The organism is Cryptosporangium sp. NPDC048952 (assembly GCF_043197895.1).
In the GTDB taxonomy this organism is placed as follows: domain Bacteria; phylum Actinomycetota; class Actinomycetes; order Mycobacteriales; family Cryptosporangiaceae; genus Cryptosporangium.
On sequence record NZ_JBICTY010000007.1, the window covers coordinates 431,845 to 455,212 of the forward strand.

A 23,368-nucleotide genomic window follows, 5' to 3' on the forward strand; every position below is an offset into this window, starting at 1 on the left:
AGCGGCCAGGCGCGGGGAGCGAAGATCGCCTCGGCAGCGTGCGCGCAGCGCCCACGAATCCCGCTACGAGATTCTCGCCGACGAGGAACGCACCGCCCCGAACGAAACCCCCGACGACGAAGACTCCCCCATCAAGGTCCGCCGCCCCCGCGGCTAACGGGAGGTCGCCGCCACGGACGGGCGCGACTCGGAGGCCGGGGCGCTCTGGGCGGCAGGGGCGCTCTGGGCGGCGGGGGCGCTCTGGGCGGCGGGGAGAGTGAGGGTGAAGCGGGAACCCGAGCCGGACGGATTGTCGGACGCGGCGATCGTCCCTCCGTGCCGCTCGACGATCCGGGCACAGATCGCCAACCCCAGGCCGGTGCCCGAGTACCCGGCTTCCCGGTGCGCCCGGTGGAAGTTCGCGAAGATCGCTTCGTGCTGGCCCGCCGGGATCCCGATCCCGTTGTCCGAGATCGTCAGGCTCACCCGCCCGTCGGGCGCCACCTCGGTCGACACCGTCACGTGCGGCACCACCCCCGGAGCGGTGTACTTGATCGCATTGCCCAACAGGTTCTCGAGCAACTGCCGGACCAGCACCGGATCCGCCTCCACGTCGTGCAGCGGACCCACGGTGAAACGCGGCGGCAACTGAGCGCCCGCCGTCGCCTGGTCGGTACGGGCGTGCGCGATCTCGGTGATCAACTCCGCGAGTGACATCCGCGCCGGCGCCAGTGCACCGTCACGGGCGGTCGTGTAGGCGAGCAGGTCGTTGATCAAATGGCGCATCCGGGTCGAGCCGCGGCGGATCCGGGTGATGCTGGCCTGGGCCTCCGGAATTTCCGGGTGATCGGCCAGCGACTCGCCCAGCGCCTCGGTCCAGCCTTCGACGGTGGTCAACGGATTGAGCAGGTCGTGCGCCACGACCCCGGCGAACGCGGTGAGTTCGTCCCGGTGCCGCCGGTCGGACGTCACGTCGTGGTAGAGCACCACCGCTCGCCGCCCGAACCCCTCGTCCGGTAGCGGCGCGGCGGAGACCTGCAGGACCCGCTCCGCACCCGACGCCAATCGCACCGCGATGTCCCGGCCCTCCACCGTCTCCCCCGCCAACGCGTGCGCGTGTGGCAGGTCGGTGACCGGGATCGGGTCGCCACCCGGCTCGGTGATCACGACCTCGGTGTTCTCGCTGACGTAGTCCGGTCGCTGCGCCAGGCCGGAGATCATCTCGACGGCCGCCGGGTTGCGCAGCAGGATCCGGCCATCGGCGGCGACCACGACCAGCCCGTCGCTGATCGAGTCGACGATCGTCGTCAGGAGCTTGGCCTGCGCCGCGCTGGCCGCCGCGGCGGCGGACAGCTCACGGTCCAGCACGAGCCGCTCGTCGCGCCCCAGCGCCAGCACCGGCCCGAGGACCGCCACCATCGCGACGAACGCCTGAGCGACCAGCGCACGGAGCGGGTACGACTCGATCGTCGCGAACGGCCCCTCGCCGTGCAGGGTGAACAGCACCCCCACCATCCCGAATGCGACGCCGTGCAGCGCGACCAGCGTCGTCGGAAATCGCGTTCCTACCCAAACCGTGACGACGAGCAGCGGGAACGCGAGTGGGAGCCCATGCGAAAACGCGAACGCGAGCGTGTACGCGGCGGCGGAGCAGGCCGCGAGCGCGACCAGCTCGACGCACCGCCAGCCGCGAATCCGCTCGTCGGTGCGGCTGCCGATCAGCAGCAATCCGAGGATGCCGATCGCCAGGATGCTGGACACGTTGCGGGTGAACCAGACCAACTCGGCGAGCCAGTTCCAGGAACCGGCGTACCAGTTGGCCAACGTGGGGCCGATCAGTCCGCCGGCGACGGTGCCTGCCACCGTTGCGGCGATCATCCGCCACAGGTCCGGCAACCGGCTCAGCGGGACGGCGCCGCCGGAGCGCCAGTCCGGGCGGAGGCGTCCGAAAACCGCGATGAACACCAGGATTTGAACTGCGTTAGCCATCAGGAACCCGACCGCGAGAATCGGCGGTGCGCCGGTCACGGTGTTCACGACCAGCGTTATGACCCCGAACAGCGTCCAATCGACCGCCGGCCACGGCGAGTTCCGCTGGGCCACGAACCAGACGGTCGCGACGCCGGCGGCAGGCCAGACCAGGCTCAGGTTCGTCCCGTCGACGATCGTCATCCGGCCTGCGGCCGCCGCGAGCGCGAAGAGAGCAGCGAAGCCGACCGCGCGTGCCGAGGCGACGGCTCGGCTCATCCCGACGCCGGGCGCGTGACCGCTGTGTTCTCCGGAGCGTCGACTGCCGTGTCTCGCCCGACGGCGCCGAGCAGGTCGGCCAGTGCTTCGCGGAGATCCTTCGCAGCGAACGGCTTGGTCAGGTAGGGGCAGCCGGTCGCCTTCATCCGGGCGAGCAGCTCCCCCGACCACAGCACGGTGATGAACAGGGCGGGCAGCGCCGGGAAGCGGGTCCGCAGGTCGGCCAGCAGGTCCACACCGTCCTTGCCGGGCAGGTCGACGTCGAGCACCGCGGCGTCGGGCGGACCGTCCTCGTCGACGGCGCGGAGGGCGGCCGCGCCGGTGCCGACCGATACCACCTGGTGGCCGGCGGCCTCGAAGCGCTGGACAAGCAGCTCCCGCAGGTCCGACTCGTCCTCCACCACCAGCAACCGCGCCATCCCCGCCGCCCCTCGTCAGTTCTCACTCCCCCATCGGCGGCGCGGCGGCCACTCTGAGCAAAGCTGGTTCCCATGGCGACCGGGTGGGTGTGGAGCGAGCGGTACATGTGGCACGACACCGGTACGGCGGGTGGGCCGTTGCCGGTGAGTCGGTGGGTCGAGCCGATGACGCACATCGAGGCTCCCGACGCGAAGCGCCGGTTCGCGAACCTCGTCGCGGCCTCCGGCCTGCTCGACCGACTGACGGTTCTCGCGCCGCGTCCGGCGACCGTCGCCGAGCTGACCCGCGTCCACGAGCCTGACTACGTCGCCGACGTCGAGCAGCAAGCCGCCGCCGGCGGAGGGAACCTCGGCGGGGGGACGCCGTTCGGCGAATTCTCGTACGAGATCGCGCTGCTGGCGGCCGGAGGGGTGCTGAGCGCAGTGGAGGCGGTGTTCGCCGGCACGGTGGACAACGCGTACGCGCTGGTGCGGCCGCCCGGGCACCACGCCACGCCGGATCACGGCCGCGGGTTCTGCCTGTTCAACAACGTCGCGATCGCGGCGAGGCACGCGCAGCAGGCCTACCAGATCGAACGCGTCGCGATCGTCGACTGGGACGTGCACCACGGCAACGGTACGCAGGACACGTTCTGGGACGACCCCTCGGTACTGGCGATCTCGATCCACCAGGACGGCGTGTACCCGCCGCGATCGGGGCCGGTGAGCGACGTCGGCGCGCACGGCACGATCGTCAACGTCCCGCTGCCACCCGGCTCCGGCGACGGCGCGTACCGGGCCGCGTTCGCCGACGTGGTCGAGCCCGCACTGGACCGGTTCGGACCCGACCTCATCCTCGTGGCCTGCGGCTTCGACGCGAACGGCTTCGACCCGCTGGCGCGGCAGATGCTCTCGTCGGAGTCGTTCCGGTGGATGACCGGCCGGGTGAAGGCCGCCGCGGAACGGCACTGCGACAGGCGACTGGTGCTCACCCACGAGGGTGGTTACTCGCCGTTCGCGGTGCCGTTCTGCGGGCTGGCCGTCGTCGAAGAGCTCTGCGGGATCCGCACCGAGGTGGAGGACCCGTACCTGCCGATCGTCGAGAACTACGGCGGGCAGCTACTGCCTCACCAGGCCGAAGCCATCGCGAAAGCGGCTCAGAGGAACGACACGTCCTGGGCCAGCAGCAGCTGACCCGACGCGTTGACGGTGTTGGTGGCGCGGCGCATGTACGCGCGCCAGGCGTCCGAGCCGGATTCGCGGCCGCCGCCGGTCTCCTTCTCGCCGCCGAACGCGCCGCCGATCTCCGCGCCGGACGTGCCGATGTTGACGTTCACGATGCCGCAGTCGGAGCCGTCCGCGGCCAGGAAGCGCTCGGCCTCCTGCTGGTCGCGGGTGAAGATGCCGGACGACAGCCCCTGCGGGACGTCGTTGTGCAGCGCGATCGCCTCGTCGAGCGTCTCGTACGTGAGGACGTACAGGATCGGCGCGAACGTCTCGGTGCGCACGATCTCGGTCTGCGACGGCATGCGGACGATCGCGGGCTCGGCGTAGTAACCGTCTCCCTGGACCTCGCGGCGCCCGCCACCGACGAGCACCTCGCCACCGTCCGCGCGGGCGGCGTCCAACGCCGTGCTCATGGTGTCGAACGCGGCCTTGTCGACCAGCGGACCGACCAGGGTCTCGGCCTCCAGCGGGCTGCCGATCGGGAGCTTGCGGTACGCGGTGACCAGCTTGTCGACAAGGGACTCCGCCACCGACTCGTGGACGATCAACCGGCGCAGCGTCGTGCAGCGCTGCCCGGCGGTACCGGCGGCGGCGAACACGACCGCGCGGGTGGCGAGGTCCAGGTCGGCGGACGGCGTCACGACCGCGGCGTTGTTGCCGCCGAGTTCGAGCAGCGTGCGGCCGAACCGGGCGGCCACCCGCGGGCCGACCTCGCGGCCCATGCGGGTGGAGCCGGTCGCGCTGACCAGGGGCACGAGCGGCGAGTCGACGAGTGCCTCTCCCGTGGATCGGCCGCCGATCACCACCCGGTGCAGATCCGCGGGGGCACCAGCCTCCGCGAGGGCCCGGTCCAGCAGCGCGGAGCAGGCCAGCGCGGTCAGCGGCGTCTTCTCCGAAGGCTTCCAGACGACGGCATCGCCGCAGACCAGCGCCACCGCGGTGTTCCACGACCAGACCGCGACCGGGAAGTTGAACGCCGAGATCACGCCGACGACGCCGAGCGGGTGCCAGGTCTCCATGAGCCGGTGGCCCGGGCGCTCGGAAGGCATCGTGCGGCCGTAGAGCTGGCGGGACAGGCCGACAGCGAAGTCGCAGATGTCGATCATCTCCTGCACCTCGCCGAGCGACTCGGAGCGGATCTTGCCCGCTTCGAGGGTCACGAGCGTGGCCAGGTCGTCCTTGTGTTCGCCGATCAGCTCGCCGAGCCGCTTGACCAGCGCGCCGCGGACCGGCGCGGGCACAGTGCGCCACTGCTGGTAGGCGGCGTGGGCCGCCGCGATCGGGCCCTCGACGTCCTCGGTCTCGCGGACGCTCAGCAGCTCGGCGCCGGTGAGCGGCGTGCGGACCGGCAGCGTTCCGGTGAGGGCGGCGTCTTCGACGCCACAGGCCTTCAGCGCGTTCCGAGCGCTCTCGCGTAGGTCGATCATGAGATCTCCAGGTTGAGCGCCCGCAGAGAGGCGCGCGTCAGTTCTTCGTTGCGGACGATGGGGTCGGCGACTTCGCGGCCGAGCGCGTCGCTCATCCAGCCGGCGTCGCGAGCGGCGCCGACGAGCGCGTCGTCCCGCGTGCCCGCGTCGGTGAGGTTGGACTGGAAGATGCCGGCCGCCGACCGAGGCAAGAAATCCTCGTACACGATCGGTTCTCTGATCACCGCGCCCACCCGTACCCATTCCTGGATGTCGGGGCTGTCCGGACGGGGAACCCCGGGCACCGCGCGGTAGGTGAAGGCGCCGAGGCCCTGCCGGTCGAGGGATTCCTCCGTGGTGGGGAGGTGCTCGCGCCAGACGTCGGTGGCGACCTCGGCGCGGGGGCGGGGATCGGTGGTGCGGCGGGTGTCCACTTCGGCCAGGAGGCGGTCGTAGAGCGCGCGGCCGGCCGCGGTCAGCGCGATGCCGCGCGCCTCGACCTCGCCGAACCGCACGCGCAGCTCCCCCGGCCCGTCGGTGAACCGCCGCGGCTCGGCCAAGGCACGGAACGAGGTCTGACGCAACAGCACGTCCGGACCGTCCCACGCGGGCGGGCCCTGGATCTCGTCGATCATCGTGATCCCGAGATCGCTCATCCGCCGGTACAGCTCGTCGATGTCGAGCACCCGCGGCGTCAGGTGGTTGATGTGCGTGGACGACACGCCGCCGATGTCGGCGGCCACCGCGGAGACCCGCGCCAGCTCGTCGTACCAGGCGCGATCGATCGGCTCCTGCGAGAGCGCGAAGCAGGCGGTCGCCCCCTCGAGCAGCTCCACCGCCTCCGCGTCGGGAAGCTCACCGTCGGCAGCGGCCCGCGCCGCGAGAGCCAGCACCCGGGCCGGGAACAGCTCTCGCCGCCCCAGGAACGTCTCGAGCCGCGCCTGCAGATCGGCGTCGAAGAATCGCCGGTCGTCGGTGACCAGCACGGACGTGAAGACCCGGAACGGATTCCGGGCCAACTCGTCGGCGTCCAGCGGCCGGAACGCCGTCGACACCACCGGCACCGACGACGCCGACGCGTCCCGCAGGTCGTAGAACCCCACCGGGTACATGCCGAACCCGGCGAAGATCTGCCCGACCTGCCGCAGCTCCGTGGGCGTGCCCACCCGGATCGCCCCGTGCCGCTCCGCGGTGACCCGCTCGATGCTGCCCAGGCGCTGCGCGTCCGCGCCGCGCTTCGCCAGCACGTCGGCGTTGACCTCGGCGGACACCCGCAGCAACGTCGTGTACGCGGGCACCTCGGTGCCGTACATCTCCGACAGCGAGCGGGCGAACGCCGCCCGCAACTCCCATTGACGCACTAGCCCTCCAGACGTGCCAACACCCGGTCGATCGCCGCGACACCGGCGTCCAGCTCGGCCTCGCTGATCGTGAGCGCGGGCCGGAAGCGGATGCTCCGCGTGCCACACCCGAGCATCATCACGCTCTCGTCCTTCTGCAAGCCGTCGAGCAGCGCGTCCCGCAGCGAAGCGTCGGACAGCGTGAAGGCGCACATCAGGCCCCGGCCGCGGACGTTGCTCACCGACGCGTGCTTCTCGCCGAGCGTCCGGAGCTTCTCCAGCAGGCGCGCGCCGAGCGACGCGGACCGGTCGACGAGCTTCTCGTCGCGGATGACCTCGAGGATCCGGCGGGCCCGCACCATGTCGGTGAGGTTGCCGCCCCACGTGGAGTTGAGCCGCGAGCTCACCGCGAACACGTTGTCGGCGATCTCGTCCACCCGGCCGCCGGCCATGATGCCGCAGACCTGGGTCTTCTTGCCGAACGCGACGACGTCCGGAACGACGTCGAGCTGCTGGAACGCCCACGTGGTGCCGGTGAGCCCGACGCCGCTCTGCACCTCGTCGAGAATGAAGAGCGCGTCGTATTCGTGGCAGAGGTCGCGCAACGCGCGGACGAACGACGGACGGAAGTGGTTGTCGCCGCCCTCGCCCTGGATCGGCTCCATGATGGCGGCGGCGATGTCGTGCGGGTGGGCCTCGAACGCGGCACGGGCGGCGGCCAGCGACTCCGCTTCCAGCGCGTCCAGGTCCGCGCCCTCGCGGATGAACGGCGCCGGGATGCGCGGCCAGTCGAACTTCGGAAAGCGCGCGACCTTGTTCGGGTCGGTGTTGGTCAGCGACATCGTGTAGCCGGTGCGCCCGTGGAACGCGTGTTCCAGGTGCAGCACGCGGGTGCCGAGCGCCGGGTCGATGCCGTGCGCCTCGTTCCAGCGGCTCTTCCAGTCGAACGCGACCTTCAGCGCGTTCTCGACCGCGAGGCCTCCGCCCTCGATGAAGAACAGGTGCGGCAGGCGCTCGTCGCCGAGCACGTCCACGAACATGTCGACGAAACGCGCCATCTCGACGGTGTAGATGTCGGAGTTGCTCGGTTTGTTCGTCGCAGCGCGGAGCAGTTCGGCACGGAAGGCCGGGTCGGCGAGTGCCGGGTGGTTCATCCCCAGCGCCGACGAGGCGAAGAACGTGAACAGGTCGAGGTACTCGTGGCCGTCGCGGGCGTCCACGAGCGTGGAGCCGTGCGAGGCGTCGAGGTCCAGCACGAAGTCGAAACCGTCGGCGAGGAGATGCTGTCCGATCACGGCATGTACGTTGCCCGCTCGGACCGTCCCGGGGGCGTCCACGATCTGCGTCATGACACCACGCTAAGACGATCTTTACGGTTTCACAACGGCGAGACCGTAAATTTTACTGGTGCGGGCGCCTTTCATAGAACGTTTGTAGGACGACGGTCGTCCGGGTGCGGACGTTGGCGACCAAGCGGATCTCGCGGAGGAGCTCCTCCAGCGCGCGCGGGGACGGCACGCGGACGAGCAGGAGGTAGCTGGCGTCACCGGCCACCGAGTAGCAGGCCTCGACCGCGTCGAGCGCTGACAGTTGCTCGGGGGCGTCGTCGGGCTGGGCCGGGTCGAGCGGTGTGATGCTCACGAACGCCGCCAGCGGCAGTCCGAGCGCGTCGGGGTCGACGTCGGCGGCGTATCCGCGGATCACACCCCGCTGTTCGAGGCGCCGGACCCGCGACTGGGTCGCGGACACCGACATCCCGGCCGCCGCCGCGAGCGCGGAGAGCGTGGCACGCCCGTCGGCGGCCAGCAGCGACACCAGCGTGCGGTCGACGTCGTCTTCGAGGGGCGCAGGTGGCGAGGTCACCGCCCGGACGCTACCGCGTGGCCACCGCGATCGAGCACAATCGACGCATGGCCGGTCGCCGACCGTTCTAACGCCGCTCGGTTCCGTCCAGCACCGCCGACGCCGCGAACCGCAGCGCGCGTTTCACCCGCTCCGCCTCACCCCCGTCGATCATCGCCACCACCGGGCCACTGCGAAGCCCGGCCAACAACAGATGCGCCAGCGTCTCCGCGTCCACCACACGTCCGCCGGCGGCGGTCGCAGGGCCCGCATTCCCCTCTGCCGCGGCGGCCAGCAGCGTCGTCACGTGGCCGTGCCAGAACTGGTAGACGGGGTGGTCGGACAGGTCGCCGTGGTCGTGGGGGGTCAGCGACTCGGCGTGGCCCAGGGCTGCCAGCAGATTCTTGTTGCGCACCACGACGTCGACCACGGCGTCGAGAAAGGCGTGGAGACGGTCGGCCGGCGGCGCGCCGGGACCCAACGGCGGGGGGCCGTTCTCGACGGCCTCGCGGAGGCCGAGCGCACGCTCCTGCATGAGCGCGACCATCAACCCCATCCGGCTGCCGAACCGATGGAACACAGTGCCCTTGCCGACGCCGGCCTCGGCGGCCACGAGCTCCATCGAGATCGTCTCGGGCCGTCGCCGCGCGAGCAGCGCCTCGGTGGCGTCCAGAATCGCCCGCCGGTTGCGGGCGGCGTCGGCACGTTCGCGGCGCATGGATCTCCCCGTGACAACTGGACCGACGGTCCAGTACGGTTGAAATTGACTACCGGTCCAGATTAGCTGGGAGGCATCCATGCGTCGTGTCCGCTACTACGCGTACGGCGGTCCGGGCGTGCTCGAACTCGAGGACGCCGAGATCCCGGAGCCCGGCCCGGGGCAGGTCCGGATCCGCGCCGAGGTCATCGGCGCAAACTTCGTCGACACGCGGTTCCGGCTCGGTCCGGCCAGCGGCGCCCTGTTCGAGCGGCCGCTCCCCGGCCGTCCGACCGGCGACGTCGTCGGGCCCGTCGACGCGGTCGGCCCCGGTGTCGACCCGGCACTGATCGGCCGGAGGGTCGGAGCACTCGTCACCGAGGACGCCTACGCCGACTACAGCCTCGCCGACGCGAACCGGCTCGCCCCGATCCCCGACGGCGTCGACGACGCGACCGCCACGGTCCTGGCCGGCACCGCACCGGTGGCGCTGGGCGCGCTGCGTCTCGGGCAGCTCGAGAACGGCGAAACCGTGCTCGTGCACGCCGCAGCCGGCGGCATCGGTCACCTGATCGTCCAGCTCGCGCGGATTCTCGGCGCCGGTCGAGTGATCGCCACTGCGAGCAGCGACACCAAACTGGACTTCACGAAGACGCTCGGCGCGGACGTCGGCGTCAACTACACCGAGCCGGACTGGCCGGACCAGGTGCGAGACGCAGCCCCGAACGGCGTGGACCTCGTCGTCGACGCGATCGGGGGCGACGTGCCGCGACAGAGCGTCGAACTGCTCGCGCCGTTCGGCCGGGCGGTCGTGTACGGGGCGGCCGGTGGCGACGTGATCAGCGTCCCCGTGACGTCGTTGTTCGGCTTGAAGGCAGTTGTTGGCTTTTCGTATTTGGCCTGGTGGGCGGCCGCGCCAGAACAGGTCGGCGCCGCGGTCGCCGAGCTGGCGCGGTACGGGGTGGAGGGGCGCCTGCGCGCTGCCGTGCACGCCCGGTTACCCCTGGCTGAAGCAGCGGAAGCGCATCGAATCCTCGACGACCGGGTACAGCTGGGCCGGGTGTTGCTCGTTCCTTGAGCGCTTTACTACAGCAGTTTGTAGTAGATACTGGGCTGATGAAAGCCAACTCCGCGTCGCGCGTGGCCCTCGTCGCCGCCCTGCTCACCGGCGTCACGGCCACCACACTCACCGCGTCTCCGGCAGCAGCCACCAACACCCCGACGACCTACGAACTCCCCGCCGGATTCCGGCCCGAGGGAGTCGCGATCGGACACGAACCGGTCGCCTACTTCGGTTCGCTCGCCGACGGCGACATCCTGCGCGTGGACCTGCGCAGCGGTCGCTCGAAGGTGATCGCGCAGGGGCCGGGCACCGCCTCGGTCGGGCTCAAGCTCGACCAGCGTGGTCGGCTGTTCGTCGCCGGGCAGTCCGCCGGCACGGCTCGTGTCGTCGACACGAAGTCGGGCAAAACGCTCGCGAACCTGCGGCTGACGACCGCGACCGACACGTTCATCAACGACGTCGTGCTCACCCGGTCGGCGGCCTTCTTCACCGACTCGCGGCAGAAGCAGCTGTACCGGGTGAACATTCCGCGCACCGGGGTGCCGACCCAGAAAGACGTGAAGACGATCCCGCTGACCGGCGACATCGTCTACGGCGAGGGGAACAACGCGAACGGGATCGCGCGGACGCCGGACGGGCGGGGGCTGATCATCGTTCAGTCGAACGCCGGCAAGTTGTTCCATGTCGACGCCGCGACCGGGAAGACGAGCACGATCGCTGTCACCAAGGGCGGTAAGGAGTACCCGGTCACGAACGGGGATGGTCTCCTGACGCTCGGCCAGACGCTGTTCGTGGTGCAGAACCGGGACAACAAGATCGCGGTGCTGAGTCTGGACGGTCAGCGCGCCACGGTGACCGGTGAAATCACCGATTCGCGCTTCGACGTGCCGACGACGCTCGCGCTGTACCGGGGCCGTTTGTACACCCCGAACGCGCGTTTCACCACGACGCCGACTCGGACGACGCCGTACTCGGCGGTCAGCGTCCCGCTGCCGTAGCTCCCCGAGGCTTGCACACTTTCGGGTTCCATAGGCCACGAAAGTGTGCAAGCCCGAAAGCTACGCGCCCGTGAACTTCGGGGGGCGTTTGTCGACGAAGGCCGCGACGGCCTCGGCCACGTCGGCCGTCCGGAGCAGGCGGCCCTGGCCTTCGAGTTCGCGCCCCAGCGCTCCCTCGAGCGACGTCAGCGTCGACTCGTTGACGGCCCTCTTCGTCGCCGCGAGCGCGAGCGGCGCCCCCGTCGACAGCCGGTCGGTCAGCGCCTTGGCTGCGGCGTCCAGCTCCTCGGCGTCGACAGCTTTGTAGATCAGACCCCAGGCGACCGCCTCGGCCGCCGGAATCCGCTCCGGAACCAGCGCCATCGCCATGGCGCGGGCCCGGCCGATCGCCGTCGGCACCAACGCGGTCGCCCCACCGTCGGGCATCAGGCCGATGCTGGTGAACGACAGCAGGAAGTACGCGTTCGACGACGCCAGCACCAGGTCGCAGGCCAGCGCCAGCGAACACCCGACCCCCACCGCCGGACCGTTGACCACCGCGACCGTCGGCTGACGCGCATCCCGCACCGCGCGGATCAGCCGGTTGGCGGCAGTGATCGTGTCGGTGCCGGGGGCCGACCCCCTCGACTTGAGGTCCGCGCCCGAGCTGAACGCCCGACCGGTGCCGGTCAGCGTGATCACCCGCACCTCGGGATCCGCACCGGCTTCGAGAACGAGATCCGCGAGGTCGTTCAGCACCTCGGTCGTGACCGAGTTCAACCGCTCGGGCCGGTTGATCGCGATGTTCAGGATCGCGTCCTCGCGGTTCACCGTGATGTCACTCATGAGGCCACCCCAACCGGCGCTACCAGAGATGTCAACCGGCCACGGATGATCTCCGCTGCCTCGTTCACGATGCGACGGACCAGATCGCCGGCCGTCGGGATGTCGTGGATGATGCCCTGCACCATCCCCACCGACCAGATCCCGGCCTCGACGTCACCGTTTTCGTACACGGTGCGGCCCCGCGCGCCGGCGACCAGGTGCTGCACGTCCGCGAACTGCCCGCCTTCGTTCAGGATCCGGACCACCTCGACGCTCACCGAGTTCTTCGCGACCCGCGCCGTGTTGCGCAGTGGCCGGAAGATCAGCTCGGTGTCGCGCTCGTCCGCGTCGACGATGGCCTGCTTGACGACCTGGTCGATCGGTGACTCCACAGTGCACATGAACCGGCTGCCCATGTTGATGCCGTCGGCGCCCAGCGCGAGCGCGGCGACCAGCCCGCGGGCGTCGCCGAACCCGCCCGAGGCGATGAACGGGATCGTCAGCTTGTCCGCCGCCGCCGGGATCAGGACCAGCCCCGGGATGTCGTCCTCCCCCGGGTGACCCGCGCATTCGAACCCGTCGATCGAGACGGCGTCCACACCGATCCGCTGTGCCTTGAGCGCGTGCCGCACGCTCGTGCACTTGTGCAGGACCTTCACGCCGTGGCTGCGGAAGAGCTCCAGGTGCGGCTCAGGATTCGAGCCCGCGGTCTCGACGATCGTGATGCCTTCGTCGACGATGACCCGGCGGTACTCGTCGTACGGCGGCGGCGTGATCGTCGGCAGGATCGTGAGGTTGACCCCGAACGGCTTGTCGGTGAGCTTCCGCGCCTTCTGGATCTCTTTCGCGAGGTCCGCCGGCGTCGGCTGCGTCAGCGCGGTGATCAGCCCGAGGCCTCCGGCCTCGGAAACCGCTGCCGCGAGTTCCGCGCGCCCCACCCACTGCATCCCGCCCTGGACAACGGGATGTTCGACGCCGAACAGCTGCGTGAAGCGGGTGTTCAGGACGCTCATCGGGGAGACATCCGGATCGCACCGTCGAGGCGGATGACCTCGCCGTTGAGCATGGGGTTCGCGATGATCTGCGACGCGAGGAGCCCGTATTCGACCGGCGACCCGAGCCGGGACGGGTGCGGTACCTGGGCGCCCAGCGCCTCCCGGACGTTGTCCGGGAGGCTGCCCAGCAAGGGCGTGTCGAACAGGCCCGGCGCGATCGTGTTGACCCGGATCTTGTACTGCGACAGGTCCCGCGCGATCGGCAGCGTCATGCCGACGATGCCGCCCTTCGACGCGGAGTACGCGGCCTGCCCGATCTGCCCCTCGAACGCCGCCACCGACGCGGTGTTGACGATGACGCCGCGCTCCCCGTCGACCTCCTCGGCCTGCGCGATCGCCGCCGCGGCCAGCCGGATGACGTTGAACGTGCCGATCAGGTTGACCTGGATGACCGTGGTGAACGCGTCGAGCGGGAAGGGCTTGTACTCCTTGCCCACGGTCTTGATCGCGTTGCCGATACCGGCGCAGTTGATCGCGACCCGGAGTGTGCCCTGCCGTTGTGCGGCCTCCACGGCCTGCGTGACGTCGGATTCGCTCGTCACGTCACCCGGCGCGAAGACCCCGCCGAGCTTTTCGGCCACCGCCGCACCGTCCGAGCTCGGCAGGTCCAGGATCACGACCCGCGCGCCGTCCGCGACCAGCTTCTCGGCGGTGGCGAGACCCAGGCCCGACGCACCGCCCGTGATCAGCGCGACGTCGTCGTCAGAGAACCGCATCTCAGATCCGCTCGATGATCGTCGCGTTGGCCATGCCGCCGCCCTCGCACATCGTCTGCAGGCCGTAGCGGCCGCCGGTGTCCTGCAGGTAGTTGACCAGCGTGGTCAGCAGACGGGTGCCGGACGAGCCGAGCGCGTGGCCCAGCGCGATCGCGCCACCGCGCGGGTTCAGCTTCGCCGGGTCGGCGCCGACCTCGTGCGCCCAGGCCAGCGGAACCGGCGCGAACGCCTCGTTGACCTCGTACGCGTCGATGTCGTCGATGCTCAGACCGGACTTCGCCAGGACCTTGCGGGTGGCCGGGATCGGGCCGGTCAGCATCAGCAGCGGGTCGTCGCCGACGACGGAGAACGAGTGGAAGCGGGCGCGGGGCTCGAGCCCCAGCTCTTTCGCTTTTTCCGCGGACACGATCAGCACGGCCGAGGCACCGTCGGTGAGCGGCGAGGAGTTGCCCGGCGTGATGTGCCAGCCGATCTCCGGGAACCGTTCCCCCAGCTTCTCGTTGTAGAAGCTCGGCTTGAGGCCGGCGAGCTTCTCCGCGGTGGTCGACGCCCGGACCGTCTCGTCGGTGGTGAACTCGCCCACCGGAATGATCTCGCGGTCGAACGCGCCGGCCTCGATCGCGGCCGCCGCCCGGGCGTGCGACGTCGCCGAGTACTCGTCGAGCTGCTCGCGGCCGAACTTCCAGCGGCCCGCGATGATCTCGGCGGACACGCCCTGGTTGACCAGGCCCTCGGGGTAACGCTTCGGTACGCCGGTGCCGAACGGGTTCTGGCCGGCCGCCGACGTACCCATCGGCACCCGGCTCATCGACTCGACGCCGCACGCGATCACCACGTCGTACGCACCGGAGATGACGCCCTGCGCGGCGAAGTGCGCGGCCTGCTGGCTCGAACCGCACTGCCGGTCGATGGTGGTGGCCGGGATCGACTCCGGCAGACCCGCGCCGAGCACCGCGTTGCGGGTGATGTTCAGCGCCTGCTCACCGGCCTGGCCGACACAGCCGCCGATCACGTCGTCGATCTGAGTGGGGTCGATGCCCGTGCGCTCCAGCAGCGCGGTGAGCGCACCGGAGAGCAGGTCGACCGGGTGGATGCCGGAGAGCGCTCCCCCGGGCTTGCCCTTGCCGGACGGAGTCCGGACGGCTTCGACGATCACCGCGTCACGCACAGGTGCCTCCTTTGGCCCGCTTCCTCAACGCCGAGTGTCGTCGCGCTGCGCAGAAACAGTCAAGGCAGACCGGAAATTAACGCACGTGATCCACGTCATCCAGAAGGATCGCTTTCGCGAGCTGCTTCCAGTTGGCCAGGCTCGGCTCGGTGGACGGGTCGCGCTGGTCGAACGCGTACGTCAGCGCGACGCCACGCATGCTCGTGAACAGCGTGTGGCGAACGACCTGGTACATCGGGTGCGCGGCCAGCGCGGGCCCGAACAGCGCGTCCATCGACGCCCAGATCTCCCGCCCCAGCCGACGCTCGGCCGGCCGGATGACGTCGGCCAGGGCCGGTTCGGTGCGGGCGGCCACCCACAGTTCGGTCGCGGCCCAGAACTGGGGCTCGTTGAACGAGAGCCACAGGCCCTCGACCACGACGTCGATCCGGGTCTCCGGGTCGTCCGGGAGCAACTCGCCCGAGCCCGACGCCGAGCGTCGCTTCTGCCAGACGTGGTGCGCGGCGGCCACCAGCAGCTCCTCCTTGGAGGGGAACTGGTGCAGCAACCGCCCGCGGGACACGCCCGCCTTGGCCTGGATCGCCAGCGTGTTGGCGCGCGCGTACCCCTCCTCGACGAGCAGCTCGACAGCGGCGTCGAGGATCCGCGTGCGGGTCTCCTGGCTGCGCTCGGCCTGCGGCCGCCGCGCACCCGCGGTGGACGGCGGGGCATCCGGCGTGCTGGACATGCGGTCGAGCATACGATTTCGTCCGACGCCGACAAGAAAGGGAGAACGGTGGAGACGCTCGAGTTCCAGGCCGAGACCCGGCAACTCATGCAGTTGATGATCCATTCGATCTATTCGAACAAAGACATCTTCCTGCGCGAACTCATCTCGAACGGGTCCGATGCGCTGGACAAACTCAAGATCGAGAGTCTCGTCAACTCCGACCTCGACGTCGATCGATCCGATCTGCACATCGCGCTGACGCCCGACGCCGACGCCCGGACGCTCACCGTGACCGACAACGGCATCGGCATGAGCCGCGACGAGGTCGTGTCGCTGATCGGCACGATCGCGAAGTCGGGCACGGCGGAGCTGCTGCGCAAGCTGCGGGAGTCGTCCTCGGAGTCAGCAGACCTGATCGGGCAGTTCGGCGTCGGGTTCTACTCGTCGTTCATGGTGGCCGACCGGGTCACGCTCGTCACCCGCAAAGCGGGTGAGTCCACCGGTACCCGGTGGGAGTCGACCGGTGAAGGCACCTACACGATCGACGACGTCGACGACGCCCCGCAGGGCACCGCGGTCACGCTGCACCTCAAGCCCGCCGACGCCGACGACCAGCTGCACGACTACGCCGACCCGGCGGTGCTGACGTCGATCGTCAAGAAGTATTCGGACTTCATCGCGTGGCCCATCCGGCTGGACGGGAACTCCATCAACTCGCAGAAGGCGCTGTGGGCGCGGCCTCGGGGTGAGGTCACCGAGGAGGAGTACAGCGAGTTCTACAAGCACGTCAGCCACGACTGGACCGATCCGCTCGAGACCATCCACATGAAGGCGGAGGGCACGTTCGAGTACGACGCGCTGCTGTTCCTCCCGGCCCGGGCGCCGTTCGACCTGCACTCCCGCGACGCCCAGCGCGGCGTGCAGCTCTACGTCAAGCGCGTGTTCATCATGGCCGACTGCGAAGCCCTCGTGCCGCAGTACCTGCGCTTCGTCAAGGGTGTCGTGGACGCGGCGGACCTCTCGCTGAACGTCTCGCGGGAGATTCTGCAGCAGGACCGGCAGATCCAGGCCGTGCGCCGGCGGCTGGTGCGCAAGGTGCTGGGGACGATCAAGGAACTGTCGCCAGAGAAGTACGCGACGTTCTGGGGCGAGTTCGGGCGGGTGCTCAAGGAGGGTCTGATCGAGGACGCGGCGAACCGGGAGGTGATCCTGGATCTGCTGTCGTTCTCGTCCACGTCTTCGCCGGACGGTTTGACGACGCTGCGCGAGTACGTCGAGCGACGTCCCGAGGGGCAGACCGAGATCTACTACCTCACCGGTGACTCACGGGCGACGATCGAGAACTCGCCGCACCTGGAGGCGTTCCGCGCCAAGGGGTACGAGGTGCTGGTGCTCACCGACCCGGTCGACGAGGTGTGGGTCGACCAGATCACCGAGTACGACGGGATCCCGCTGAAGTCGGTGGCGAAGGGGCAGGTGGACCTCGGGGAGTCCGCGGCCGAGACGCCGGCCGAGTTCGAGGACTTCCTGACCTGGATGTCGGGGTCGCTGTCGGAGTCGGTGAAGGAGGTGCGGCTCTCGACGCGACTGGTGGACTCCCCCGCGTGTGTCGTCGGAGACGCGGACGACCTCACGCCGACGCTCGAGAAGATGTTCCGGGCGATGGGGCAGCCGCTGCCGCCGGTGAAGCGGATCCTGGAGCTCAACCCGACGCACCCGCTGGTCACGGGGTTGCGGGACGCCTTTTCCGCCGGCACCCGGGACGCCGACGCGGCCGAGCTCATCTACGGCATGGCCCTGCTCGCCGAGGGCGGCGAGCTGAGCGATCCCGCGCGGTTCTCGCGCCTGCTGGCGGACCGTCTGTCGAAGACGCTCTGATCGACGCGACGAGTTCTCGGCCCTACCGCAGGTTTGCGGGCCTACGATCGGCCGCGGTAGGGCCGGGAACTCGTCGTAGCGCCGAGAACCCGTCGCCGAGCGCGGCGAAGCGCGGCGGGTGGCGCGGCGAGCGCGGCGAGCGGCGCGCGCGGCGCGCGGCGCGGCGGGCGGCGCGTCAGCCCGTGCGGCGCTCGTTCCAGCGTCGGACGACTCGGTCGATGTCGATCGGCATGAGGTTCAGGGGCGGCCCGACCGGCGCGACCCGGATCGCCGCACGGATCTTCTTGTTGATCGGCTCCAGGATGTCCCAGATGTCCTGCTCTTTGCGCGCCGCCTGCGCCTTGTCCAGCGCGTCCTCGACCTCTTTGCGCAGCGCCAGCGACGGCGGGACCACCGACAGGCCCTCGCGCTTCATCTTGCGCTTGATCCACCACAGCGGGTCCGGCGGATCGTCGATGCCCGGGATCGGCTTGCCCGCACCCGGCAGGTCGTCGAACTCGCCGCGTTCGATCGCGGCACTGATCTGCCGCTCGACCCACGACTCGATGGGTCCCGTGGGTTGTGCCATGTTTCCATTCTGCCCGCTCGAACCGAGAAGTCCGTGCAGCCCTCGGCGAGCGAGCCGCCCATCCGCCCGCGCCGCGCGGGCGGATTATCCGAGCCGTACGCGGGGAACACGTCTACCGATGAACGTCAACGAGCTCCTCACCGACTCCTATGGCCGCCTGCCCGATCTGGTCCGATCTGCCGTGGAAGGCCTGACTCCCGAGCAGCTGCGCTGGGCACCGGCCGACGGCGCGAACACGATCGGCTGGCTGGTCTGGCACCTGGCCCGGATCCAGGACCTGCAGATCGCCGACGTCCTCGACGAGGACCAGATCTATGTCGCCGGCGACTGGGGCGCCCGCTTCGGCCTCAAGTCCGACGCGTCCGACCACGGCTACGGACACACCCCCGCGCAGGTCGCCGGGGTGCACCCGGAGAGCGACCGGGCACTCGTCGAGTACTACGACGCGGTGCACGCCCGCACGCTCGCCTACCTCGGCGGGCTCAGCGCGGAGGACCTCGACCGGGTCGTCGACGAGAACTGGGACCCGCCGGTCACGCTCGGCGTCCGCCTGATCAGCGTCGACGACGACTGCAAGGAGCACGCGGGGCAGGCGAACTACGTGCGCGGGTTGCTGCCCTAGGTGGACGAGACGCACCGCGCGCTCACCGAGGAGCGCGCGGACACCGCGGCCCAGGTCAGCGCACTCAGCGCTGACCTGGACGGCATCATCGAGGCCGCCGCGATGAGCAACACCGACGACGAGCACGACCCCGAGGGCGCCACGATCGCGTACGAGCGCGCGCACACCGCCTCGCTGCTGGCCTCCGCGCTGGCCCGCCTCGACGACCTCGACCGCGCCCTCGCCCGCCACGCGGCCGGCGACTACGGCCGCTGCGAGTCCTGCGGCGCCCCGATCGCCCCCGAACGTCTCGCCGCCCGCCCGTCGACGAACGTCTGCATCGACTGCGCGCGCTAGATCTCACCGTTTCCTTACGTCGCGGCACTGCCGACCGCTCGGGGCCCGGACCGGTTCTACGGTCGGGACATGCGAGTGCTGGTTACCGGCGGCGCCGGTTTCATCGGATCACACGTCGTCGAATGTCTGGCCCGGGCCGGCCACGAGCCGGTCGTCGTCGACTCCCTCTCCCCAAGTCTTCATCCGGCCGGTGCGTCCGCAGTCCTCGACGACCACGAGGTCGTCCGCGCCGATGTCCGGGACGCGGACGCGATGTCCGCGGCGTTCCGCGGCGTCGACGCGGTGGTCCACCAGGCAGCGCGGGTGGGCCTGGGCGTCGACGTGGCCGATCTGCCCGCCTACGCAGGCGACAACGACCTCGGCACGGCCGTCGTTCTGGCGGCAGCGGCCGAGCACGGCGTGCGGAGGCTGGTTCTGGCCAGCTCGATGGTCGTCTACGGGGAAGGCACCTACCGCTGTCAGCGGCACGGTGGCGTGACGCCAGGCCCGCGGACAGCGCCGGATCTGGCGGCCGGCCGCTTCGACCCGTCGTGCCCGCGGTGTGGAGAGGCGTTGGAACCGGGCCAGGTGGACGAAGGCGCCCGGCTGGATCCGCGCAGCGTGTACGCGGCGACGAAAGTCGCGCAGGAGCACCTCGCCGGGGCCTGGGCGCGTACCACCGGGGCGCGGGTGGTGGCCCTGCGCTACCACAACGTGTACGGGCCCCGGATGCCGCGCGACACCCCGTACGCAGGCGTGGCATCGCTGTTCCGGTCCGCGCTCGAGCGCGGTGAGGCTCCGCGGGTGTTCGAGGACGGCGCCCAACTGCGGGACTTCGTACACGTCACGGACGTGGCTGCGGCGAACCTCGCGGCGTTGCGGGCGCTGCCGACCCTCACCGACGGCTCGATGCTGGCGTGCAACGTCGCGTCGGGGGAGCCGCACTCGATCGGGGAGATGGCGGGTACGCTCGCCGCCGCGTTCGGTGGACCCGCTCCCGTCGTGACCGGGGACTTCCGGCTCGGGGACGTCCGCCACGTCACCGCCTCGCCCGCGCGCGCAGCCGCGCGCCTCGGTTTCGTCGCAACGGTGCCCTTCGCCGACGGCATCACCCAGTTCGCCCACGCTCCCCTACGAGGGTGACGCGCGACGTCAGACGGAAGCCGCCGGGAGGCGGACCGTGAACTGGCAGCCGTTGGTGGTGTTGTCGACAGCGATCCGCCCGCCGTGCACCTCGACCAGCCCTTGCGCGATGGCCAGCCCGAGCCCTCCGCCGGAACCCAGCGGGTCGTCCGGTGCCGCCGGGGTGCGGGCGCTCTCGCCCCGGAACGCGGTGTCGAAGACCCGCGGGAGGTCCGCGACCGGGATCCCACCGCACTCGTCGCTCACCGCGACCCAGCCGGTTCCCTCGTCGAAGCCGCCGGCCACCGTCACGACCCCTTCCTGCGGCGTGTGCCTGATTGCGTTGACCAGCAGGTTGCCCAACACCCGGCCCAACTCCGGCTCGCTCCCCTGCACCACGCCGTAGGACGAGTGATCGGCCACCAGCCGGACGCCCTTCGCTCTCGCCACGGGGGCGGCGCTCGCTACGGCGTCCGAGACGACTTCGCCGAGCGGCACGGCATCCAGCGTCAACTCCAGCGCACCGGCGTTGATCCTCGACAGTTCGAACAGATCGTCGACGAGGTCGGCGATCCGATCGGCCTCCAACCGGATGCGCCGGTGATAGTCGGACACGCCAGTGGGCTCGACCATGCCGTCCTCCAGCGCTTCGGCCATCGCGCGGAGTCCGGCCAGCGGCGTCCGCAGATCGTGCGACACCCAGGCCACGACCTCGCGTCGGCTGCGTTCGAGCGCCTGCTCCCGGGCTCGCGCCTCCGCGGCCCACACGCTCGCGCGAGCGAGCCGACGGCCGGCGATCAACGAGAACCCCAGGCTCACCAACCCCGAGACGGTCAGGACCATCATCACGACCCCGAGGTCGTGAGTGCTCAGGAACATCGCCTCGGCGACGACGACCACCCCGGTGACCACCGAAGCCACGGTCACCGCCAGTAGCATGCCCAGGTGGGCGGAGACCGGGCGTCCCCGGAGGAACCCGAGTCCCGCCAGCCCGGCTGCGGCGACCGCGCCGGACGACCCGAGCGCCAGCGCACAGATGACCAGCACGTCGCGCATCAGCGCCCCGTCCCTTCGTAGCGGTAACCCACGCCCCACGCGGTGACGATCCGAGCCGGATGCGCGGGATCGTCCTCGATCTTCTCCCGCAGCCGGCGCACGTGGACCGTGACGGTGGCCTGGTCGCCGACCGTCCACCCCCAGACCTGTTCCAGCAGGTCGGCGCGGGCGAAAACGCGGCCGGGGTGCTGCAGGAAATGCACCAGGAGGTCGAACTCGCGGACGGTCAGCGCGAGCGGCCGACCGTCCCGGAAAGCGAGGCGTGCCGTGGGGTCCACCCGGAGGTCGCCGTCCCGCAGCACCGGGTCCGGCACGGCAGGCCGGGGGCGTCCGACGCGGCGCAACACCGACTGCACGCGCAGCGTCAGCTCCCGTGGTGAGAACGGCTTGGTGACGTAGTCGTCGGCGCCGATCTCGAGCCCCACCACTCGGTCTGCCTCGTCGCCCAGCGCGGTGAGCATCACGACCGGAACGTCCGCGTGCGCACGGAGGCGGCGGCAGACCTCCAGCCCCGACATGCCCGGCAGCATCAGGTCGAGCACCACCAGGTCCGGCGTCGCCGCTGCCGCTGCCCGCAGGGCCGCCGGGCCGTCGCCGACCCGGTCGACGAGAAATCCGGCGCGTTCGAGGTAGCGGCCCACCACTTCGCTGACCGTGGGGTCGTCGTCGACCACCAGCACCCGGCGTCCGCCCTCGTTGCTCACCACTTCAGCATCCACCCCAGCTGGACCACGAGTGCGACGACACCTTGGGCCACCAGCCAGCGTCGCTGTCGTCGCGGCGTCAACGCGCCGGTCGCGACCAACAGCCAGACCGCGAACGGCAGGAAGATCCGTTCGACCTCGCCTTTGGCGAGGGTGCTGACGGTGGCGGTCAGCACGAGGGCCAACGCGGTGAGTGGTAGAACCGCGGCCATCCCGATGCCCGGCAGCGGCCAGGTGCGGCGCCAAGCCGAACGGGCCAGGAGGGCGAGGCCGCCGACCGCCGCCGGCCCCACGCAGACCGCGACCGCCGCGAGGTTCACGAACACGAAGTAACCGGTGGGCCGGTCGATCCACGCCGACCCCTCGCGGACCCGGTCCGCTGCGGTGGTGAACCCGTCCCACCACCAGAAGCCGAACGCGACGAACAGCGCGACGACGGCGAGCACGGCCGCCCCGCCCACGAGTAGCGGACGCGCCCGCCGCCGGACCACCACGACGACCACCGCGAGGACGCCGATCAGCACCAGCCCGTAGGACAGGAACAGCGTGATCCCGAGCGCGAGTCCACCCCCCACCGCCCGCAGATCGGCGCCCCACCCGCGCCCGGCCGCGGCGGTCGCCAGCGCACAGATGCCCCAGCTGGCGACGCCACAGAACAACGCATCAGCCGACGTGGCGACCCACAGCGCAGCCGGCGTGATCACCAGGAACGGCGCCACCCGCCGCGCAACGTCCGCGCCGAGGTCCTTGCCGTCGCCGGAGCCGGCGCGCGAGCCGGCGCGGATGGCGGCCAGCGAACGGACCGTCAGCAGCACCGCGGGAGCGGCGGAGGCACCGGTCACGATGCAGAGCGCGGCCGCCCATCCCCCGCCGGACAGCCCGAGCCGGTCCAGTCCGGCGAACGCGAGCAGCGCACCCGGTGGGTGCCCGGACACGTGTGTCACCCACTGGAAGCCCGGCGATCCGCCCAGGACGTGGTCGGTGAAGGTGCGGAGGAACTCCGGAACCGAACTGACCCGGCCGACGTCGTGCAGGTACTCCCAGCGTGTGGTCAACGGGGCACCGAGTGCGGTGAAGCCGTCGACCAGGGCCAGCGACACCGCCCAGACCATCCCGGCGACCCAGGAGCCGACCAGCACACCGCGCCACGACCAGCGGGCGGCCGCGGCCGGTCCCCAGGTGATCAACGCGGCGCCGACCACCACGGGAAGCAGGACGGATGGCGGGAACCGGACGTCGAGCCGACCGGTGAGCGGCTGTCCTCCGGACAGGTGCAGGTCGACGCCACGCGCAGTCAGCCAGGCACCCCACGCGGCCACGCCCGCCACCAACGCCGCCGCGCCGAGGGCCGCACCGACGGCGAGCCGGTCGTGCCGGTCGTGCTGGTCGTGGGGCCGGTTTCCGGACGGCGGGCGGCCACGCAGAGAGACGGTCACGTACCGCACGCTAGGCCG

23 protein-coding genes are annotated in these 23,368 nt (G+C 70.7%); 7 read left to right on the top strand and 16 right to left on the bottom strand.

Features of this window, described 5'->3' with window-relative positions; all coding sequences use genetic code 11:
- Positions 1–153: 153 nt before the first annotated feature.
- Both ACGFY5_RS35740 and ACGFY5_RS35745 read right to left on the bottom strand, forming a co-directional pair.
- Positions 154–2,226 (bottom strand): ATP-binding protein, encoded by a 2,073-nt coding sequence (locus ACGFY5_RS35740; protein WP_392727337.1) that lies wholly within the window; start codon positions 2,224–2,226, stop codon positions 154–156.
- Positions 2,223–2,645 carry a response regulator transcription factor gene (locus ACGFY5_RS35745; protein ID WP_392727339.1) on the bottom strand — a complete coding sequence of 141 codons (423 nt, stop codon included), beginning with the start codon at positions 2,643–2,645 and terminating at the stop codon, positions 2,223–2,225. The genes ACGFY5_RS35740 and ACGFY5_RS35745 overlap by 4 nt, the downstream gene beginning before the upstream one ends.
- A 72-nt stretch (positions 2,646–2,717) precedes the next feature.
- Here ACGFY5_RS35745 and ACGFY5_RS35750 point away from each other — a divergent pair, with 72 nt between their 5' ends.
- The gene (locus ACGFY5_RS35750) at positions 2,718–3,818 is read left to right on the top strand and encodes a class II histone deacetylase (protein ID WP_392727342.1); all 1,101 of its coding nucleotides are present in this window, start codon (positions 2,718–2,720) and stop codon (positions 3,816–3,818) included.
- On the opposite strand, the gene ACGFY5_RS35755 is transcribed toward ACGFY5_RS35750, so the two are convergent.
- From ACGFY5_RS35755 to ACGFY5_RS35775, 5 genes are all read right to left on the bottom strand, one after another.
- Positions 3,782–5,278, bottom strand: a complete 1,497-nt coding sequence (locus tag ACGFY5_RS35755; RefSeq protein WP_392727345.1) for an aldehyde dehydrogenase family protein — start codon at positions 5,276–5,278, stop codon at positions 3,782–3,784. The two genes, ACGFY5_RS35750 and ACGFY5_RS35755, sit on opposite strands and share 37 nt — an antisense overlap.
- The gene (locus tag ACGFY5_RS35760; RefSeq protein ID WP_392727347.1) at positions 5,275–6,618 is read right to left on the bottom strand and encodes a 2-oxoadipate dioxygenase/decarboxylase family protein; all 1,344 of its coding nucleotides are present in this window, start codon (positions 6,616–6,618) and stop codon (positions 5,275–5,277) included. Before ACGFY5_RS35760 ends, ACGFY5_RS35755 begins: the two co-directional genes overlap by 4 nt.
- Entirely contained in the window at positions 6,618–7,946 is a 1,329-nt protein-coding gene (gene lat, locus ACGFY5_RS35765) for an L-lysine 6-transaminase (RefSeq protein ID WP_392727350.1), read from the bottom strand. Before lat ends, ACGFY5_RS35760 begins: the two co-directional genes overlap by 1 nt.
- 52 nt (positions 7,947–7,998) lie before the next feature.
- Complete coding sequence (locus ACGFY5_RS35770) at positions 7,999–8,460, bottom strand: Lrp/AsnC family transcriptional regulator (RefSeq protein ID WP_392727352.1); 462 nt, start codon at positions 8,458–8,460, stop codon at positions 7,999–8,001.
- 67 nt (positions 8,461–8,527) lie between these two features.
- Positions 8,528–9,157: a TetR/AcrR family transcriptional regulator gene (locus tag ACGFY5_RS35775; RefSeq protein ID WP_392727354.1), complete on the bottom strand. Its 630-nt coding sequence runs from the start codon at positions 9,155–9,157 to the stop codon at positions 8,528–8,530.
- A gap of 79 nt (positions 9,158–9,236) precedes the next feature.
- Here ACGFY5_RS35775 and ACGFY5_RS35780 point away from each other — a divergent pair, with 79 nt between their 5' ends.
- The gene (locus ACGFY5_RS35780; RefSeq protein WP_392727356.1) at positions 9,237–10,214 is read left to right on the top strand and encodes a zinc-binding alcohol dehydrogenase family protein; all 978 of its coding nucleotides are present in this window, start codon (positions 9,237–9,239) and stop codon (positions 10,212–10,214) included.
- Between the two features lie 38 nt (positions 10,215–10,252).
- On the top strand, positions 10,253–11,197 hold the full coding sequence (locus tag ACGFY5_RS35785; protein ID WP_392727359.1) for an SMP-30/gluconolactonase/LRE family protein: 945 nt from the start codon (positions 10,253–10,255) through the stop codon (positions 11,195–11,197).
- Positions 11,198–11,257: 60 nt separating this feature from the next.
- On the opposite strand, the gene ACGFY5_RS35790 is transcribed toward ACGFY5_RS35785, so the two are convergent.
- From ACGFY5_RS35790 to ACGFY5_RS35810, 5 genes are all read right to left on the bottom strand, one after another.
- A complete protein-coding gene (locus ACGFY5_RS35790; RefSeq protein ID WP_392727361.1) occupies positions 11,258–12,022 on the bottom strand; it encodes an enoyl-CoA hydratase in 765 nt (254 codons plus the stop codon).
- On the bottom strand, positions 12,019–13,014 hold the full coding sequence (locus ACGFY5_RS35795) for an NAD(P)H-dependent flavin oxidoreductase (RefSeq protein ID WP_392727362.1): 996 nt from the start codon (positions 13,012–13,014) through the stop codon (positions 12,019–12,021). The genes ACGFY5_RS35790 and ACGFY5_RS35795 overlap by 4 nt, the downstream gene beginning before the upstream one ends.
- A complete protein-coding gene (locus ACGFY5_RS35800) occupies positions 13,011–13,772 on the bottom strand; it encodes a 3-hydroxyacyl-CoA dehydrogenase (RefSeq protein WP_392727365.1) in 762 nt (253 codons plus the stop codon). The genes ACGFY5_RS35795 and ACGFY5_RS35800 overlap by 4 nt, the downstream gene beginning before the upstream one ends.
- 1 nt (position 13,773) lies before the next feature.
- Positions 13,774–14,940 (bottom strand): thiolase family protein, encoded by a 1,167-nt coding sequence (locus ACGFY5_RS35805; protein ID WP_392727367.1) that lies wholly within the window; start codon positions 14,938–14,940, stop codon positions 13,774–13,776.
- Positions 14,941–15,016: 76 nt separating this feature from the next.
- Complete coding sequence (locus ACGFY5_RS35810) at positions 15,017–15,667, bottom strand: TetR/AcrR family transcriptional regulator (RefSeq protein ID WP_392727370.1); 651 nt, start codon at positions 15,665–15,667, stop codon at positions 15,017–15,019.
- 48 nt (positions 15,668–15,715) lie between these two features.
- Here ACGFY5_RS35810 and htpG point away from each other — a divergent pair, with 48 nt between their 5' ends.
- Complete coding sequence (gene htpG / locus ACGFY5_RS35815) at positions 15,716–17,527, top strand: molecular chaperone HtpG (protein WP_392727373.1); 1,812 nt, start codon at positions 15,716–15,718, stop codon at positions 17,525–17,527.
- 175 nt (positions 17,528–17,702) lie between these two features.
- Here the strand turns inward: htpG and ACGFY5_RS35820 are convergent, their stop codons facing one another.
- Positions 17,703–18,095, bottom strand: coding sequence for a DUF1992 domain-containing protein (locus ACGFY5_RS35820; RefSeq protein WP_392727376.1), 393 nt, complete (start codon positions 18,093–18,095; stop codon positions 17,703–17,705).
- A 118-nt stretch (positions 18,096–18,213) separates the two neighbouring features.
- On the opposite strand from ACGFY5_RS35820, the gene ACGFY5_RS35825 reads away from it, so the two are divergent.
- From ACGFY5_RS35825 to ACGFY5_RS35835, 3 genes are all read left to right on the top strand, one after another.
- The gene (locus ACGFY5_RS35825) at positions 18,214–18,717 is read left to right on the top strand and encodes a DinB family protein (RefSeq protein ID WP_392727379.1); all 504 of its coding nucleotides are present in this window, start codon (positions 18,214–18,216) and stop codon (positions 18,715–18,717) included.
- On the top strand, positions 18,718–19,053 hold the full coding sequence (locus tag ACGFY5_RS35830; RefSeq protein ID WP_392727381.1) for a TraR/DksA family transcriptional regulator: 336 nt from the start codon (positions 18,718–18,720) through the stop codon (positions 19,051–19,053).
- A gap of 69 nt (positions 19,054–19,122) precedes the next feature.
- Positions 19,123–20,175, top strand: a complete 1,053-nt coding sequence (locus ACGFY5_RS35835; RefSeq protein ID WP_392727384.1) for an NAD-dependent epimerase/dehydratase family protein — start codon at positions 19,123–19,125, stop codon at positions 20,173–20,175.
- Positions 20,176–20,184: 9 nt separating this feature from the next.
- On the opposite strand, the gene ACGFY5_RS35840 is transcribed toward ACGFY5_RS35835, so the two are convergent.
- From ACGFY5_RS35840 to ACGFY5_RS35850, 3 genes are read right to left on the bottom strand one after another with little or no spacing between them, the layout of a single operon-like run.
- Entirely contained in the window at positions 20,185–21,210 is a 1,026-nt protein-coding gene (locus tag ACGFY5_RS35840; protein WP_392727385.1) for a sensor histidine kinase, read from the bottom strand.
- On the bottom strand, positions 21,210–21,914 hold the full coding sequence (locus ACGFY5_RS35845; RefSeq protein WP_392727388.1) for a response regulator: 705 nt from the start codon (positions 21,912–21,914) through the stop codon (positions 21,210–21,212). The genes ACGFY5_RS35840 and ACGFY5_RS35845 overlap by 1 nt, the downstream gene beginning before the upstream one ends.
- Positions 21,911–23,350 carry a hypothetical protein gene (locus ACGFY5_RS35850; RefSeq protein ID WP_392727390.1) on the bottom strand — a complete coding sequence of 480 codons (1,440 nt, stop codon included), beginning with the start codon at positions 23,348–23,350 and terminating at the stop codon, positions 21,911–21,913. Before ACGFY5_RS35850 ends, ACGFY5_RS35845 begins: the two co-directional genes overlap by 4 nt.
- Between the last annotated feature and the right edge of the window lie 18 nt (positions 23,351–23,368).

What these genes read in the sequence shown, in the direction of transcription:
- ACGFY5_RS35840 (WP_392727385.1), bottom strand. Translation starts at nt 21,210, where the DNA reads ATGCGCGACGTGCTGGTCATCTGTGCGCTGGCGCTCGGGTCGTCCGGC.
- ACGFY5_RS35785 (WP_392727359.1), top strand. Translation starts at nt 10,253, where the DNA reads ATGAAAGCCAACTCCGCGTCGCGCGTGGCCCTCGTCGCCGCCCTGCTC.
- ACGFY5_RS35745 (WP_392727339.1), bottom strand. Translation starts at nt 2,645, where the DNA reads ATGGCGCGGTTGCTGGTGGTGGAGGACGAGTCGGACCTGCGGGAGCTG.
- ACGFY5_RS35820 (WP_392727376.1), bottom strand. Translation starts at nt 18,095, where the DNA reads ATGGCACAACCCACGGGACCCATCGAGTCGTGGGTCGAGCGGCAGATC.
- ACGFY5_RS35835 (WP_392727384.1), top strand. Translation starts at nt 19,123, where the DNA reads ATGCGAGTGCTGGTTACCGGCGGCGCCGGTTTCATCGGATCACACGTC.
- ACGFY5_RS35740 (WP_392727337.1), bottom strand. Translation starts at nt 2,226, where the DNA reads ATGAGCCGAGCCGTCGCCTCGGCACGCGCGGTCGGCTTCGCTGCTCTC.
- ACGFY5_RS35775 (WP_392727354.1), bottom strand. Translation starts at nt 9,157, where the DNA reads ATGCGCCGCGAACGTGCCGACGCCGCCCGCAACCGGCGGGCGATTCTG.
- ACGFY5_RS35755 (WP_392727345.1), bottom strand. Translation starts at nt 5,278, where the DNA reads ATGATCGACCTACGCGAGAGCGCTCGGAACGCGCTGAAGGCCTGTGGC.
- ACGFY5_RS35825 (WP_392727379.1), top strand. Translation starts at nt 18,214, where the DNA reads ATGAACGTCAACGAGCTCCTCACCGACTCCTATGGCCGCCTGCCCGAT.
- ACGFY5_RS35795 (WP_392727362.1), bottom strand. Translation starts at nt 13,014, where the DNA reads ATGAGCGTCCTGAACACCCGCTTCACGCAGCTGTTCGGCGTCGAACAT.
- ACGFY5_RS35780 (WP_392727356.1), top strand. Translation starts at nt 9,237, where the DNA reads ATGCGTCGTGTCCGCTACTACGCGTACGGCGGTCCGGGCGTGCTCGAA.
- ACGFY5_RS35810 (WP_392727370.1), bottom strand. Translation starts at nt 15,667, where the DNA reads ATGTCCAGCACGCCGGATGCCCCGCCGTCCACCGCGGGTGCGCGGCGG.
- ACGFY5_RS35790 (WP_392727361.1), bottom strand. Translation starts at nt 12,022, where the DNA reads ATGAGTGACATCACGGTGAACCGCGAGGACGCGATCCTGAACATCGCG.
- lat (WP_392727350.1), bottom strand. Translation starts at nt 7,946, where the DNA reads ATGACGCAGATCGTGGACGCCCCCGGGACGGTCCGAGCGGGCAACGTA.
- ACGFY5_RS35800 (WP_392727365.1), bottom strand. Translation starts at nt 13,772, where the DNA reads ATGCGGTTCTCTGACGACGACGTCGCGCTGATCACGGGCGGTGCGTCG.
- ACGFY5_RS35750 (WP_392727342.1), top strand. Translation starts at nt 2,718, where the DNA reads ATGGCGACCGGGTGGGTGTGGAGCGAGCGGTACATGTGGCACGACACC.